We start from the raw sequence: 13,328 nt of genomic DNA, 5'->3' as shown, positions 1-13,328 counted from the left end.
CTGTCTTGAATCAAAGTTCGAGAATGCTTTTAAACCTAAGAAATCAATATTCTTGGCTTTCTGATAGAAATGATAAGATAGATAGCCAATAGATATAGATAATCAATGTAGAATTTGAGTTCATAGCATCATTTTGAACATAAGTGATGAATTTTTTGTTGAATTTTGACGTTAGATTTTCTGACAAGTGTCTGGAGATTTATAGACTGTCCGTTTATAATAGATTTTATAGCAGTTTTATAGAAGGATGGTGGATGGATGAATGAATACTTCGATTACAATCGAGGAAATTCTAACGCGCAGGCATTTTAATCAGACGGATATAATCGCCGGCAGCAGTGGAATAAAGCGTCAAGTGAAATGGGTCCACTGCATGGAAGTCACCCAAATCAGCCACTTGTTAAATGGAAATGAACTGATTCTGACCACCGGTTTGGGGTGGAAAGATTGTGATAGCACATTTCTTTCCTATTTAAATCAGCTAATTCAATGTAATGCAGCAGGACTGTGTATAGAGATAGGTACCCACACCATGGCAATTCCCCAATGTGCGATAGATCTTGCAGATGAACACCAATTCCCTATCATCCTATTTCATCAAGAAGTTCCATTCGTAGAAATTACTCAGGATATTCATTCCCTAATCATTAATAAACAATATCAAATGATCTCCAACTTAGAGAACTACTCCCAGCAGCTAAATAAAAATCTCCTCGAAATTGACCATTATGAATCAATTCTAAAATTTCTCCATAACTATTTAAATGTACAGGTTATTCTTATCTTTAATGAAAACGATATAGCCAGTATTCCAAAAATAAAGAAAAAAATAACCTATCAAATGTTAGTGGAAGTAAATGAAGAAAAGAGAACTTTGAACAAAACCGTTCTTAGACAACCGATTCAAGTGCTCGGTGAGAATTATGCGGAACTGCTCATTTGCAGTAGCGATAGAGAGTTGACGGATTTTGATTCACTGATCTTGGATCGGACAGCCACCGCTTTGGCTCAGCATCTATTACGGGAATTATATATAGAAGAAAAGAAAATGTCAGAAGAAAGCAAATGGCTAACAAACTGGATTGAAGGGGAGTATAGCGACGAAGCAATCCGTGAGCGGCTTTCCTATATTGATCCGAAAATGCAGCTAGATGGCGGGATTGTTTGCATTTGCAAACAACATCCACGGTATAATAAAAGTTCAACAAAATTAGATGGAACCTATTTTAAGATAATGTTTAGGACAGTTTTTGAACAATATGGTTTTCAGATTTTCTCTATGGAAATTCATCAGCACCTTGTCTTCATCCTAGGCGATAATCGTTCATCCGAAGATTGGAAAGGAAGGGTGACAAGTGCCTTGGATCGTATTATGAAAATGGATGTCAGCGGACGTAATCGTATGAGCCTGCTTACTATTGGGTTTGGAAAACACGTTCAAAAGTTAAGTGAGATTTATAAAAGTTATGAAACGGCTCGTGAGACTTTATTGCTTCAGGATACCTTACCAGAGGAGAACAGAAGCTTTTTTTATCAGGACTTACATATGTATCGTATGATTTCTCTAATCAATAAGCATGGTAATTTGGAAGAAACCGTTCATGAATATTTAGGTCCTGTTATCGAATATGACAAACAAAATAACGGTGAATTGATGCCTACCTTGAAGACCTATCTCGCTTGTAATGGATCGAAACAGGAAACTTCAAAACAACTATTTATTGTCCGGCAAACACTGTACCATCGGCTAGAAAAATTAGAAAAACTATTAGGGTCAAATTTTATGCGCTCAGATCAACGCCTTGGCATCGAATTCATGATTTTTGCCTTGGATTACTTACAGAACAGTAGTAGGAAGACTAGTGGGGAATATATGGATAAATATGTGGGTAAATAGAAAAAAACCAAGGGTGTTCAAAGGACATCCTTTTTATAATGCACTGAAAGGGAGTTGGAGTGGCAAGTTAATATATTTGTGATTTCTCGGAAATGTACTGACATCAACAAGTTGGCCTTTACAGCTTCTTGATGTCAGTATCTTTTTTTTAATATTCATCTTTTTTGGAAAGGCAGTGGTCACATTCCATGAGGTAAGATTCAGCTTGTTCAGTGATTTGATCACCACACTTGGGACATTGTTTAGGTGGCAGGGTTCTAAAGAATTCCAACGGATTTTTAGTTTGCATGATAGTTTCCCCCTTTTAATTGTTTAGTAGTCTTCGCGTTTAGAAAGGCAGTGGTCACATTCCATGAGGTAAGATTCAGCTTGTTCAGTGATTTGATCACCGCACTCGGGACATTGTTTAGGTGGCAGGGTTCTAAAGAACTCCAACGGATTTTTAGTTTGCATGATAGTTTCCTCCTTTAAATGGTTTAGTAGTCTTCGCGTTTAGAAAGGCAGTGGTCACATTCCATTAAGTAAGATTCAGCTTGTTCAGTGATTTGATCACCGCACTCGGGACATTGTTTAGGTGGCAGGGTTCTAAAGAACTCCAACGGATTTTTAGTTTGCATGATAGTTTCCTCCTTTAAATGGTTTAGTAGTCTTCGCGTTTAGAAAGGCAGTGGTCACATTCCATTAAGTAAGATTCAGCTTGTTCAGTGATTTGATCACCGCACTCGGGACATTGTTTAGGTGGCAGGGTTCTAAAGAACTCTAACGGATTTTTAGTTTGCATGTGGTTCCCTCCTTTTAATTTGGTTAAACTAGTCTTCACGTTTGGTAAGACAGCGGTCACATTCCATTAAGTAGGACTCAGCATGTTCGACAATATGATCACCGCACTCAGGGCAATGTTTAGCAGGGATATTGTTGAAAAATTCAATGGTTTTTTTCGTTTGCATGATTATTTCCTCCTTTTAATGTTTTTATATTTTTTCTTAAAATGATTTATTCTTCACGTTTAGAAAGGCAGCGATCGCATTCCATCAGATAGGAATCTGATTGTTCAACAAGTGTTTCACCACATTCCGGGCAATGTTTAAATGAATGGTTTATTAATAAACTTGATTGATTTGTTTGCATGTCTCGCTCCTCCTCTATATAGTACAGTTTTTGTTGTTTGCTTGTTGTTATAATACAGTATATACCCGAAATTGGAAAATGTATAGGTATTTTACAGAAAATTTAAAAAATATTTCAGATTGAGCACAAAAACCCTATAGGAATAGGGTTTTTGTTAATATATTTTTTTGTCATTTATTAAAAAAAATGAAAATCTGAAGAAATATATAGGTTGAGAAGTGAGGAAAATTAAGAGCGAACGAAAGGTTATGCAATATTCAATGAAATAAAATAGTGTTTTATGTAACAGATTGAAGTACAGATAAATTACACGAAAAACAAATTGATGGCTAACCTGTTTCTATTTCTATATGTCTTTTAGCTGCTCTAAAATGTCGGTAAGTTCATAAGACAGCAGTTAATATATGAAAGTTCCTGTGCAGGACTAATGAATATAACTTTTTCTCCTTTAAGCACCGATAAGCAAAAAACAGAGTGAATACTAGAAATATGAAACGATGGCTTGCATTCTCAACTTGTTAAAGTACGGCGGAAAATATCATCGTAAAGAAGGAAAGTATCTGACTTGTCAGTAGTGTTGCGTTCTTTTTTTTCGTGATCAGATACTTTTGATTCAAAAAAATGAATATTAAGCTCCTGAAAAGGGGGTGTGCGGTTTTAGTGCTTTAGTAAAGAGGTAACTTGGTAGTAGAAGTACATTAATGGGAGGTCGCATATGTCAAAAGTGATGATTATCATAAATCCATCTTCAGGGAAGGAAAAGGCAGGACAGATATTGCCGAACGCAGAAAGGGTACTAAGGTGTATCTATGATCAAGTGATTGTTCGTAAAACCGAAGTCGAAGGTGATGCTATGGAGTTTGCTAAGGAATCCTGTGCAGAAAAATTTGATGCTGTCATTTCGATGGGGGGAGATGGAACAGTAAATGAGACAGTGAATGGGTTGGCCGAACAGAAGCATCGGCCTGTTTTCGGCATCATTCCACTAGGAACGGTAAATGACTTCGCTAGGTCCCTTGGCATACCGTTGGATCCTGATAAATCCATAGAGATGTTAAAAGAAGCACAGATTAAGGATGCTGACATCGGGAAGATCAATGATCGTTATTTCATGAATGTGCTGGCGGTCGGTGCAATTGCTGAGGCTACCTCTAATGTGACCGTTGAGCAAAAAACTCGTCTGGGCTCACTTGCTTATTTTATAGAAGGAGCAAAAACATTAGTCAAAAAGACTCCGTTTCCTTTAACTGTTGAACATGATCAGGGAAGGTGGTTGGGAGAGGCTTATTTATTAATTGCCACGATGACTAATTCAGTCGGAGGTTTCGAACAACTTGCACCCGAGGCGGAAGTAAATGATGGAAAGTTGCACACATTTATTATTAAAGATTTATCCCTTCCTCTTATTATCAAGATTATTCCGAGTTTAATAAAGGGCGAGGTAAAGGGACACGAAGAAGTAGAATATATTCAAACTTCTAAGCTGCATTTATCTACATCAGAGGAACTTGCAATCAATATTGATGGCGATGTAGGGTGTCTTTTACCTATTCAGGCAAATGTGTTGCACAAACACCTTCGTCTTTTTGTTCCGCGAACAATATGAATGTATAGGTATAGAAGTCGAGTACACTAAATCGGAAAAAGCTGATAGGGTAAATGTCGCAAATCACCTCAATATTCAACTTTATCTATCCCGCAACGTGAGGGTCCCTTGCTTTTATAAAAAGGTATCATTATTCCGGGTGCTTCTAGGAAATAATAGTTATTGAATGAATGAAGGGGTATATATATGGTACGCTTATAGTTATGAAAATAGATGAGAGAGGATGTTTGATGTTTGTATGGAGTTTTTTCTTGTTATATTAGCCCTTCTAATTTTAATTGGAATGTCTAATGTAATTAACCATTTTATACCCTTTATACCTGTACCGTTAATTCAAATAACGCTGGGTGTTGTGCTGGCGCTTTTACCTTTTGGTATCCACGTAGAGATGGAGACAGAGCTGTTTTTGCTGTTATTTATCGCACCTCTTTTATTCAACGATGGGAAGAATGTGCCCCGTACAGCCCTATGGAGGCTGAGAGCGCCTATTCTCATGCTTGCATTAGGCCTAGTATTCATAACGGTTTGGGCAGGAGGGTATCTAATCAACTGGATGATTCCTTCGATTCCACTGCCGGCTGCATTTGCTTTAGCTGCCATTTTGTCACCTACCGATGTAGTGGCAGTCAGCGCTTTGGCGAGCCGCGTTAAGCTGCCGAAGAGCATAATGCACCTTCTTGAAGGAGAAGGGCTCATGAATGATGCCTCAGGTCTAGTTGCCTTTAAATTTGCCGTTGCAGCTACAGTCACTGGTGTTTTCTCCTTAGTGGACGCAACGTTCAGTTTCATATGGATTGCGACTGGTGGTTTTGTAGGTGGAGCAATTATTGCCTTCATCATTATCAGGCTCCGTGTATTTCTTCGCCGTTTAGGAATGGAAGATGTTACGATGCACATGTTAATCCAAATCCTGACTCCTTTTATTATTTTCCTCGCTGTGGAACATTTCCACCTTTCTGGGATTTTAGCGGTCGTGGCTGGGGGTATTGTCCATGCCATTGAACGGGATCGGGAATTATCACCGACGGTAGAACTGCAGGTTGTTTCAAAGAGTACATGGTCTGTCATTTTGTATGTACTAAATGGACTTGTGTTTGTATTACTTGGCCTGCAAATTCCAAGCGTGGCGAAAATTATATTTGAAGATCCAGCTTTCAATAATGGACAAGTGATTATTTATATTGTGATTATTACACTGTTCCTCTTTGCTTTACGATTCATTTGGCTTATTGCAGCTTGGTCGATTGGCTGGATCACAAAAAAAGCTGGAGCCCAAAAACCAGACTTGAAAGCGGCCGGAATCATTACCATTTCCGGAGTACGAGGAGCGGTAACATTAGCTGGATCATTTTCGATTCCATACGTATTGGCAGATGGAAGTCCTTTCCCAGAGCGCTCGTTAATCATCTTTATTGCAGCAGGAGTTATACTATTGACCTTGATTGTTGCGAGTGTATTTCTACCTATTGTAGCAAGATCAGAAGAAGTGGAAATCGTATATAAGCAGGCTGATAAAACAAAATCGGCTACCATTCACACACATCAAGCGGCGATTCGAGTTGTAGAATCCCAAATGACAGATGAAAACCGAGAAGCGGCTTTATCGATCATTTCAAGATATCATACGAAAATCAACGCACTGTCCTATGTAGAACAAGAGAAAGAGCCTGCTGCACTAAGAGAGGAAGAAAGGGTTCTTCGCTTTAAAGCTCTTGAGGCAGAGCAAAGATTCCTAGATAAACTTATTAAAGATGAGAAAGTGGACCGAGAAACGGCATTTATATGCAAGGAATATATTCAACGTATGGAAGGCGCGGTCACAAATCGGATGAAATTCCGTTTTTTCAGGACAGTAACACTTTTTAGAAGAAGTATGTTGCGAGTTTTTAAATTATTTTTCCCTAATAAAAATGAAATAAGAAGAATCAATTTAAAGAGATTGGAAAAAGTAAGAGACCTTAAAATCAGGATGTATAAAGCTGCCATCCAAGAGATCCAAGCCGGGATTACTTCCGAAAACCATGAGACGTCTTCCATGATTATTGAAGAGTATAAAGTGCTTATTTTAAGATGCAAACGAGAAAATAGAGGCCGTGTTCCCAGTAAAATGGTCGAATATGAAAGAGAGCTATTCTATAAAGCGATTCAGGCAGAGCGTGACGAAGTACAGGATATGTTTGAAAAACGACAAATTTCCCGTGATGTCGCCAATATACTCCGCCAGCAAATCAATTTACGTGAAGCACTAACAATCAATGAAAACACTCACTGAATATATGAAGAAGCGCTGCCGATATCTTCGGCAGCGCTTCTTCCAGTTAGTGGAGGGATTTTCGGAGGAAGTATCGAATTATTAAGGTATTCAATATTGAAGGAGTGTGATCAGTTGGAACAGGAACAGAAAATCGAGACCATCACTTTAACGCCTTATCTGCTAGAACATCATCAGGAGCTGTCACAGTTTTATTTACCGGAAACACAAACCTCCTTTTCAGCTCTACCGGAACAGTCACTACAATACTGCCGGGAAGATGTGGACAGGCATCCTTTCGTTATATTGGCTGATGGTATCCCTGTTGGTTTTTTCGTTTTACACATTGGAGAAAACATTAGCCCTTTCACCAACAATAAGAAAGCAATTTTACTCCGTGGATTTCTCGTTGATCAAAAGCACCAAGGCAAAAAGATTGCGAAGAAAGCCTTGCGAGTCCTTCCAGAATTCGCAAAGGAGATTTTTCCAAACAAAGATTCGATTATTCTTGCAGTGGACGCTATGAACGTGATAGCGAAAACTCTTTATGAGAAATCCGGATTTCAAGATACAGGAATTCAAAAAGAAGGAAGAAGCGGGTGGATGGAGATAATGGAATATAGATTATGAGATTGCATTTGATGGGTTGGTTTGTGAAGTGTATTGCTTTCCTTCTGATTGGAAAAAAAGAAAAAGGAACCACACGTAAATATAGATTCATTCGATTACGAATTATTAAATAGGTAACAACTGATATATGCATAGGGCAATTAGACTTTTCGAAACAGGGAAGGTCTTTTTCTTTGTCCAATTTGTTACAAGTTTCATTAGGAAACTTGATGATTTAGAGGGTCGCTTTTAATAATACGGCTGCCTTATGGTACACTTTACTTAATGAAAATTTCGTTAATCGAGGTGTAGTCCTAATGAAAACAGTCGTAGTCGTAGGTGGAGGCATTACAGGTTTATCAACCATGTATTATTTACAAAAAGCAGCTAAAGCGGACAGTCTCTCCGTACGATTAATATTAATAGAAGGTAATGAGGAATTAGGCGGTAAAATCAGGACCGTGCATGACGGGCCATTTAAAATAGAAGCGGGTGCCGATTCGATTGTCGCCAGGAAACAAAATATAAAACCATTTCTTAAAGAATTGAACCTAGAGGATCAAGTGGTCTATAATGCTACAGGAAAATCATTTATCCATACGGATGGCGTGCTAAAGAAAATCCCGGAAGATGCCTTATTTGGAATTCCAATGAGCTTAGAGTCTTTGGCGGAGAGTGAACTTGTATCTGCACAAGGGAAGGTCGACGCCTTAAAGGATTTCTATACAAAAAATGAGACGTTTACGAAGAATGACTCAATCGGCTTATTTCTTGAAAGTTTCTTAGGTAAGGAATTGGTGCAAAAACAAATTTCACCTGTCCTATCGGGTGTTTATTCAGGGAAATTGAATGAATTGACCATTGCTAAAACACTGCCAGAGATGCTGGATTATAAAAATGAATATGGCAGCATCATACGCGGTCTATCTGAAAATAAGCAGAAATACCAGAGCAATGGAAATAAGAAGTTCCTTTCATTTAAAAATGGCTTATCTGTATTGATTGACCGTATTGAGGAAAGTCTTGATATGGTGGAAATTTTAAAAGGGACCCAGGCGGAAAAAATAATAAAGAATGATGAAGGGTATATAATTTCATTGGCAAATGGTGAAATGCTGGAAACGGATTTCGTCGTATTGAGTACGCCGCACACTATTGCCCAGAAACTATTGGGTGATCAGGAGCTGGATAAAGACTTCGCGGGCTTAATCAATAGCTCGATGATTAGCATTTATCTTGGGTTTGATATACCAGATAGCATGCTTCCTAATGATGGGACAGGTTTCATTGCTGGTGATAATAGTGATTTAATTTGTAACGCCTGTACGTGGACGAGCAGGAAATGGGGGCATACCTCTGAAAACAGTCAGCTTTTAGTAAGGCTCTTTTATAAAAGCTCAAGTCCAGACTATGATCGATTACAGTCCCTAACGAAACAGGAATTAATACAGGTGGCTTTAGGTGATATTAAAAATAGCTTGGATATTTCCGGGACTCCTATAACTAGTGAAGTAACAAAATGGCATGAAGATATGCCGAACTACCATATAAAGCATCCTCACATTGTTCAATCGTTGGAGGCGAAAATCGCCGAGAATTATCCGAATGTTTTACTTGCTGGCTGTTCATACAATGGTGTCGGAATACCGGACTGTATTGCAGATGGGGAAAAGAAAGCACAAGAGATTTATGCGAAGTTGTAAAGGGGGACTGCCAGGGTGAAGTGAACCCAAAAAGTTAGACACTTTATTTAATTAGGCAGCCTTGAGGGCATGAACCCGGAATTCTACCGGGCTCATGCCTTTTAATTTTACCTTGATTCGTTGATGATTGTAGTAATGGATATATTCTTCTAATTCTTGTTTGAAATGCTCCATGCTTTCAAATTCTTGAAGATAAAGTAACTCTGATTTTAATAGGCCAAAGAAGTTTTCTATGACCGCATTATCGAGACAATTTCCTTTACGGGACATGCTTTGTGTAATGTTATGTCTTTTCAAATCATGCGAATATTGTTTCATCTGGTAATGCCAGCCCTGATCTGAATGAAGAATGGGTGAATCTTTCGATTCCAAGCGGTCAAAGGCTTTCTCCAGCATTTTGGAAACGAGGGGATAAACAGGCCGAGATTCGACATTATAGGCGATGATTTCTCCATTAAACAGATCAAGAATGGCCGATAAGTATAGCTTCTCCCCAGCTAGATGGAATTCTGTGACGTCTGTCACCCATTTTTCATTTGAGTTTGTTGCCTTGAAATCACGTGCTAGAATGTTGGGTGCAATCTTGCCGATTTTCCCTTTGTACGAACGGTATTTCTTCATGCGAACTAAAGACTTCAATCCTAGTTCATTCATCAATCGGAGAACTGTTTTATGATTGATGCGAGCACCTCTGTTACGTAATTCTAGGGTGATACGCCGATACCCATAGCGCCCTTTATGCGTATGGAAAATCTCTTCGATAAGGGATTTCATTTCTGTGTATTTATCCTCACGCCCGAAGGCGTTTACCCAATAATAGTATGTACTCCGTGCCATGTTAGAAATGGATAGAAGCAGATTTAAATCAAATTGTTTCCTTAGTTCATGGACTACTTTCGCTTTGTCTTTCTTTGTAGGGCTTCCTTTTCTTGAACTAAGGCATTCAACTTTTTTAGATAGGCATTCTCTGCACGTAAGTATTCTAATTCGGCAAGAAGTGCTTCTTGAGAGCCTTTAGCTGGTGATGTTTTTTTGGTTTCTTTTTTCATGGATAGACGCCCCTTTTTCTTTGGTTTAAGGGCGTCTATACCTCCTTCCTTCAACTGATTTGACCATTTCAAAAGTGTAGAATCGGAAGGAAGATTATAGTGTACAGCGGTCTCGCTGATCGATGCCCCATATTCGTTCATATAATTAAGTACCTCTAGTTTAAAGGGCAGAGTGTAATTTGTATAGGATGAAGCAATTCCTTCCATCCCATGTTCTAGATAGCGAGCGACCCATCTCTTCAGAGGGGATAAACCTACATTTCTTTCTTGTGCGATGGATTTATAGGATTTTTTCCCTTCCAAGTACTCTAAAACTGCATGTAATTTTTCGTCTATCGTATATTTAGTCAAAAAAACTGCACCTCCAATTGTTAGATGTTGTCTAACAATTGGGGTGCAGTTCAAAGGGGCAGTCCTTTTTTTTGTATCTGCTATCCTGGAAATTTCGTTTGAAGTTTCCTGCATTTCCTGTATAATAATATTCGTTAAATTAAACTTTAAGTTTACTAATACAAAACTTTATGCACTTCGAGTTTACTATTTGTAAACCGATTGAGGGTAAAATTATGCAAATTGGAAAGAAAATAAAAAACCTTCGTTTGAAAAAGGGATTGACCCAAGAAGAGTTGGGAGAAAGAACTGATTTAAGCAAAGGGTATATTTCACAATTAGAAAGAGATTTGAGTTCGCCTTCAATTGAAACTTTCTTCAATATTTTAGAAGTACTAGGCTGTACTCCAAAGCAATTCTTCGATGAAGAGGAACAGGTCCAGAAAGTAGTTTATGAGGAAGAGGCACAAACATTTTTTATTGATGAGGAACGAGGCTATCAAATTCAGTGGCTTGTACCTGAATCGAATGAGAAGGAAATGGAACCAATTCGCCTGACTCTTCAGGAAAAGGGGGAATTCAAAAAATTTGAACCATCCTTATCGGAAACATTCGGTTATGTATTAAGTGGAAGAGTTATTGTAAAACTAGGTACACATACTTATCTAGTAAAAGCCGGGGAATCGATTTATTTTCATGCATCTGATGAACACCAAATCATCAATGATTTTGATGGTCCATCTGAGTTATTGCTTGTGGTGACGGAATCATATTTATAGAAACCAAAACATATGCTGCCGTTTGTTTAGGGTAAAAATAGATTATTAAGGTAATGGAAAGAGGGAAGTAGCTATGACAAACGAGAAGATTATACGCTTCGAACACGTTACAAAGCAATTTGATGATGATACCGTTGTTCTCGATAATGTTAGTTTTGAAGTTGAGAGGGGCAAGTTCTACACACTCTTAGGTCCTTCAGGCTGTGGTAAGACCACTATCCTTCGCTTGATTGCTGGATTTACGGAAGCTTCCAAGGGCGATATTTATTTTGAAGGAAAAAAAATCAATAATGTTCCAGCCAATAAACGACAAGTTAATACGGTTTTTCAAGATTATGCACTTTTTCCGCATTTAAATGTATTTGAAAATGTGGCATTCGGGCTCCGAATCAAAAAAATGAAAAATGCGGATGTAGAAATAAAGGTAAAGGAAGCTCTGAGCTTCGTAAATTTGGAGGGCTATGAAAAACGTGAAATCAGGGAAATGTCCGGTGGTCAGCGCCAACGGGTAGCGATTGCCAGAGCGATTGTTAATGAACCAGAAGTTATCCTTCTTGATGAACCGTTATCTGCCCTTGATTTGAAATTGCGTACAGAAATGCAATATGAATTACGTGAACTACAACAAAGGCTTGGAATCACCTTTATCTTCGTCACTCATGACCAAGAGGAAGCACTCGCGATGTCGGATGAAATCTTTGTCCTCAACAAAGGGAAAATTCAACAAAGTGGGACGCCTACGGATATTTATGATGAGCCGCTGAATCGGTTTGTTGCTGATTTCATTGGTGAGTCTAACATCGTAAAAGGAAAAATGATTGAAGATTATCTAGTGGAATTTGTCGGCAGGCAATTTGAATGCGTCGACCAAGGTTTGAATCGTAATGAAGCAGTGGATATTGTCATCCGTCCAGAAGATTTAGAGATTACTTCTGTTGATCGCGGGAAACTGCAGGTTCGAGTGGATTCTCAGCTATTTCGTGGTGTGCATTACGAAATCAGCTGCTATGACCATGATGGTAATGAATGGCTTGTCCAATCTACTAAAAAGGCGACAGTTGGAGACGAAATTGGACTGTATTTCGATCCTGAAGCAATTCATGTCATGAGGTTAGGTGAAACAGAGGAAGAATTCGATAAGCGTCTAGAAGCGTATCATGATGGGGAAAGTCATGCAGAATAAAATGTCCCGTAATATTTACTTCATTCCTTATGTCCTATGGATTGCTCTATTTGTTATTGCGCCTATTCTGCTCATCCTTTATTATTCTTTTTTTGATATCGAAGGAAATCTATCATTGATTAACTATCAAAAATTCTTTACACCCGTTTATTTAAAAATGACTTTGAGCTCATTTTGGTATGCTTTTTTAATTACAGGGATATCGCTGTTAGTGGCCTATCCGACTGCTTACTTGTTGACAAAAACCAAACATAAGCAGTTGTGGCTGTTACTGATCATCGTACCTTCTTGGATTAATTTACTCTTAAAAGCTTATGCCTTTATCGGTATTTTTGGCACATATGGTGTGGCGAATGGTTTTCTAGAAGCCATAGGAATTGGGAAGCAGCAAATTCTCTTTACAGATTTCAGTTTCATATTCGTTTCGGTTTATATATTTATCCCGTTCATGATCTTACCGATATTCAATGCACTGGACGAAATGAATCCAACACTTTTAGATGCGGCAAATGACTTAGGAGCGTCCCGATGGATGACATTCCGCCGCGTGATTTTCCCGTTAACAATCGACGGTGTTAAGACGGGGTGCCAGGTCGTCTTCATCCCAGCACTTTCATTGTTCATGCTGACAAGGTTGATTGCCGGTAATCGTGTCATTACCCTTGGTACGGCAATCGAGCAGCATTTTCTCGTGACACAGGATTGGGGAATGGGTTCCACAATTGCTGTCTTTTTGATTATTATAATGTTCCTGATTATGTTTGTAACGGGTAACCGAAAGCAGGGTGTGTAA

15 protein-coding genes are annotated in these 13,328 nt (G+C 38.6%); 8 read left to right on the top strand and 7 right to left on the bottom strand.

Going from position 1 to position 13,328, the window contains the following annotated elements:
* Positions 1-262: 262 nt before the first annotated feature.
* Positions 263-1,897, top strand: coding sequence for a PucR family transcriptional regulator (locus tag JFU24_RS15315; RefSeq protein WP_201250173.1), 1,635 nt, complete (start codon positions 263-265; stop codon positions 1,895-1,897).
* Between the two features lie 148 nt (positions 1,898-2,045).
* Here the strand turns inward: JFU24_RS15315 and yhfH (JFU24_RS15310) are convergent, their stop codons facing one another.
* Genes yhfH (JFU24_RS15310) through yhfH (JFU24_RS15285) form a run of 6 tightly spaced genes read right to left on the bottom strand, consistent with a single transcriptional unit; the run spans position 2,046 to position 3,025 of the window.
* Entirely contained in the window at positions 2,046-2,186 is a 141-nt protein-coding gene (gene yhfH, locus JFU24_RS15310) for a protein YhfH (RefSeq protein ID WP_201222427.1), read from the bottom strand.
* Between the two features lie 23 nt (positions 2,187-2,209).
* Positions 2,210-2,350 carry a protein YhfH gene (yhfH, locus tag JFU24_RS15305; RefSeq protein ID WP_082527583.1) on the bottom strand — a complete coding sequence of 47 codons (141 nt, stop codon included), beginning with the start codon at positions 2,348-2,350 and terminating at the stop codon, positions 2,210-2,212.
* Positions 2,351-2,373: 23 nt separating this feature from the next.
* A complete protein-coding gene (gene yhfH / locus JFU24_RS15300; protein ID WP_082527583.1) occupies positions 2,374-2,514 on the bottom strand; it encodes a protein YhfH in 141 nt (46 codons plus the stop codon).
* A 23-nt stretch (positions 2,515-2,537) separates the two neighbouring features.
* Complete coding sequence (gene yhfH, locus JFU24_RS15295) at positions 2,538-2,678, bottom strand: protein YhfH (RefSeq protein WP_082527583.1); 141 nt, start codon at positions 2,676-2,678, stop codon at positions 2,538-2,540.
* A 28-nt stretch (positions 2,679-2,706) separates the two neighbouring features.
* Positions 2,707-2,844: a protein YhfH gene (gene yhfH, locus JFU24_RS15290; protein ID WP_098176682.1), complete on the bottom strand. Its 138-nt coding sequence runs from the start codon at positions 2,842-2,844 to the stop codon at positions 2,707-2,709.
* Between the two features lie 46 nt (positions 2,845-2,890).
* Complete coding sequence (gene yhfH, locus JFU24_RS15285; protein WP_082527581.1) at positions 2,891-3,025, bottom strand: protein YhfH; 135 nt, start codon at positions 3,023-3,025, stop codon at positions 2,891-2,893.
* Positions 3,026-3,740: 715 nt separating this feature from the next.
* Between yhfH (JFU24_RS15285) and JFU24_RS15280 the strand changes: the two genes are divergently transcribed.
* The 4 genes from JFU24_RS15280 to JFU24_RS15265 all read left to right on the top strand — a co-directional run bounded on the left by JFU24_RS15280 (position 3,741) and on the right by JFU24_RS15265 (position 9,194).
* Positions 3,741-4,631: a diacylglycerol/lipid kinase family protein gene (locus JFU24_RS15280; protein WP_201222426.1), complete on the top strand. Its 891-nt coding sequence runs from the start codon at positions 3,741-3,743 to the stop codon at positions 4,629-4,631.
* Positions 4,632-4,869: 238 nt separating this feature from the next.
* A complete protein-coding gene (locus JFU24_RS15275) occupies positions 4,870-6,903 on the top strand; it encodes a Na+/H+ antiporter (protein ID WP_201250172.1) in 2,034 nt (677 codons plus the stop codon).
* A 114-nt stretch (positions 6,904-7,017) separates the two neighbouring features.
* Entirely contained in the window at positions 7,018-7,512 is a 495-nt protein-coding gene (locus JFU24_RS15270) for a GNAT family N-acetyltransferase (RefSeq protein WP_201250171.1), read from the top strand.
* Between the two features lie 296 nt (positions 7,513-7,808).
* On the top strand, positions 7,809-9,194 hold the full coding sequence (locus tag JFU24_RS15265) for a protoporphyrinogen oxidase (RefSeq protein ID WP_201250170.1): 1,386 nt from the start codon (positions 7,809-7,811) through the stop codon (positions 9,192-9,194).
* Between the two features lie 51 nt (positions 9,195-9,245).
* Here the strand turns inward: JFU24_RS15265 and JFU24_RS15260 are convergent.
* Positions 9,246-10,594, bottom strand: a protein-coding gene (locus tag JFU24_RS15260) for an IS3 family transposase (protein WP_201182105.1) whose coding sequence is annotated in 2 segments (ribosomal slippage) — positions 9,246-10,150 and positions 10,150-10,594 — 1,350 coding nt in all. Because the reading frame shifts where the segments join, the coding sequence is not laid out codon by codon here.
* 215 nt (positions 10,595-10,809) lie between these two features.
* Here JFU24_RS15260 and JFU24_RS15255 point away from each other — a divergent pair.
* The 3 genes from JFU24_RS15255 (at position 10,810) to JFU24_RS15245 (ending at position 13,328) form a co-directional block, all read left to right on the top strand.
* Complete coding sequence (locus JFU24_RS15255) at positions 10,810-11,352, top strand: helix-turn-helix domain-containing protein (RefSeq protein WP_053348244.1); 543 nt, start codon at positions 10,810-10,812, stop codon at positions 11,350-11,352.
* A 73-nt stretch (positions 11,353-11,425) separates the two neighbouring features.
* The gene (locus JFU24_RS15250; protein ID WP_053348245.1) at positions 11,426-12,535 is read left to right on the top strand and encodes an ABC transporter ATP-binding protein; all 1,110 of its coding nucleotides are present in this window, start codon (positions 11,426-11,428) and stop codon (positions 12,533-12,535) included.
* Positions 12,525-13,328 (top strand): ABC transporter permease, encoded by an 804-nt coding sequence (locus tag JFU24_RS15245; protein WP_053348246.1) that lies wholly within the window; start codon positions 12,525-12,527, stop codon positions 13,326-13,328. Before JFU24_RS15250 ends, JFU24_RS15245 begins: the two co-directional genes overlap by 11 nt.

The sequence above is a fragment of the Peribacillus sp. TH27 genome (assembly GCF_016650915.1).
GTDB lineage: Bacteria > Bacillota > Bacilli > Bacillales > DSM-1321 > Peribacillus > Peribacillus butanolivorans.
This window is presented reverse-complemented; position numbering and strand designations above follow the sequence as displayed.

Coding starts and splice junctions, on each gene's coding strand:
- JFU24_RS15315 (WP_201250173.1), top strand. CDS start 263: ATGAATACTTCGATTACAATCGAGGAAATTCTAACGCGCAGGCATTTT.
- yhfH (WP_201222427.1), bottom strand. CDS start 2,186: ATGCAAACTAAAAATCCGTTGGAATTCTTTAGAACCCTGCCACCTAAA.
- yhfH (WP_082527583.1), bottom strand. CDS start 2,350: ATGCAAACTAAAAATCCGTTGGAGTTCTTTAGAACCCTGCCACCTAAA.
- yhfH (WP_082527583.1), bottom strand. CDS start 2,514: ATGCAAACTAAAAATCCGTTGGAGTTCTTTAGAACCCTGCCACCTAAA.
- yhfH (WP_082527583.1), bottom strand. CDS start 2,678: ATGCAAACTAAAAATCCGTTAGAGTTCTTTAGAACCCTGCCACCTAAA.
- yhfH (WP_098176682.1), bottom strand. CDS start 2,844: ATGCAAACGAAAAAAACCATTGAATTTTTCAACAATATCCCTGCTAAA.
- yhfH (WP_082527581.1), bottom strand. CDS start 3,025: ATGCAAACAAATCAATCAAGTTTATTAATAAACCATTCATTTAAACAT.
- JFU24_RS15280 (WP_201222426.1), top strand. CDS start 3,741: ATGTCAAAAGTGATGATTATCATAAATCCATCTTCAGGGAAGGAAAAG.
- JFU24_RS15275 (WP_201250172.1), top strand. CDS start 4,870: ATGGAGTTTTTTCTTGTTATATTAGCCCTTCTAATTTTAATTGGAATG.
- JFU24_RS15265 (WP_201250170.1), top strand. CDS start 7,809: ATGAAAACAGTCGTAGTCGTAGGTGGAGGCATTACAGGTTTATCAACC.
- JFU24_RS15255 (WP_053348244.1), top strand. CDS start 10,810: ATGCAAATTGGAAAGAAAATAAAAAACCTTCGTTTGAAAAAGGGATTG.
- JFU24_RS15250 (WP_053348245.1), top strand. CDS start 11,426: ATGACAAACGAGAAGATTATACGCTTCGAACACGTTACAAAGCAATTT.
- JFU24_RS15245 (WP_053348246.1), top strand. CDS start 12,525: ATGCAGAATAAAATGTCCCGTAATATTTACTTCATTCCTTATGTCCTA.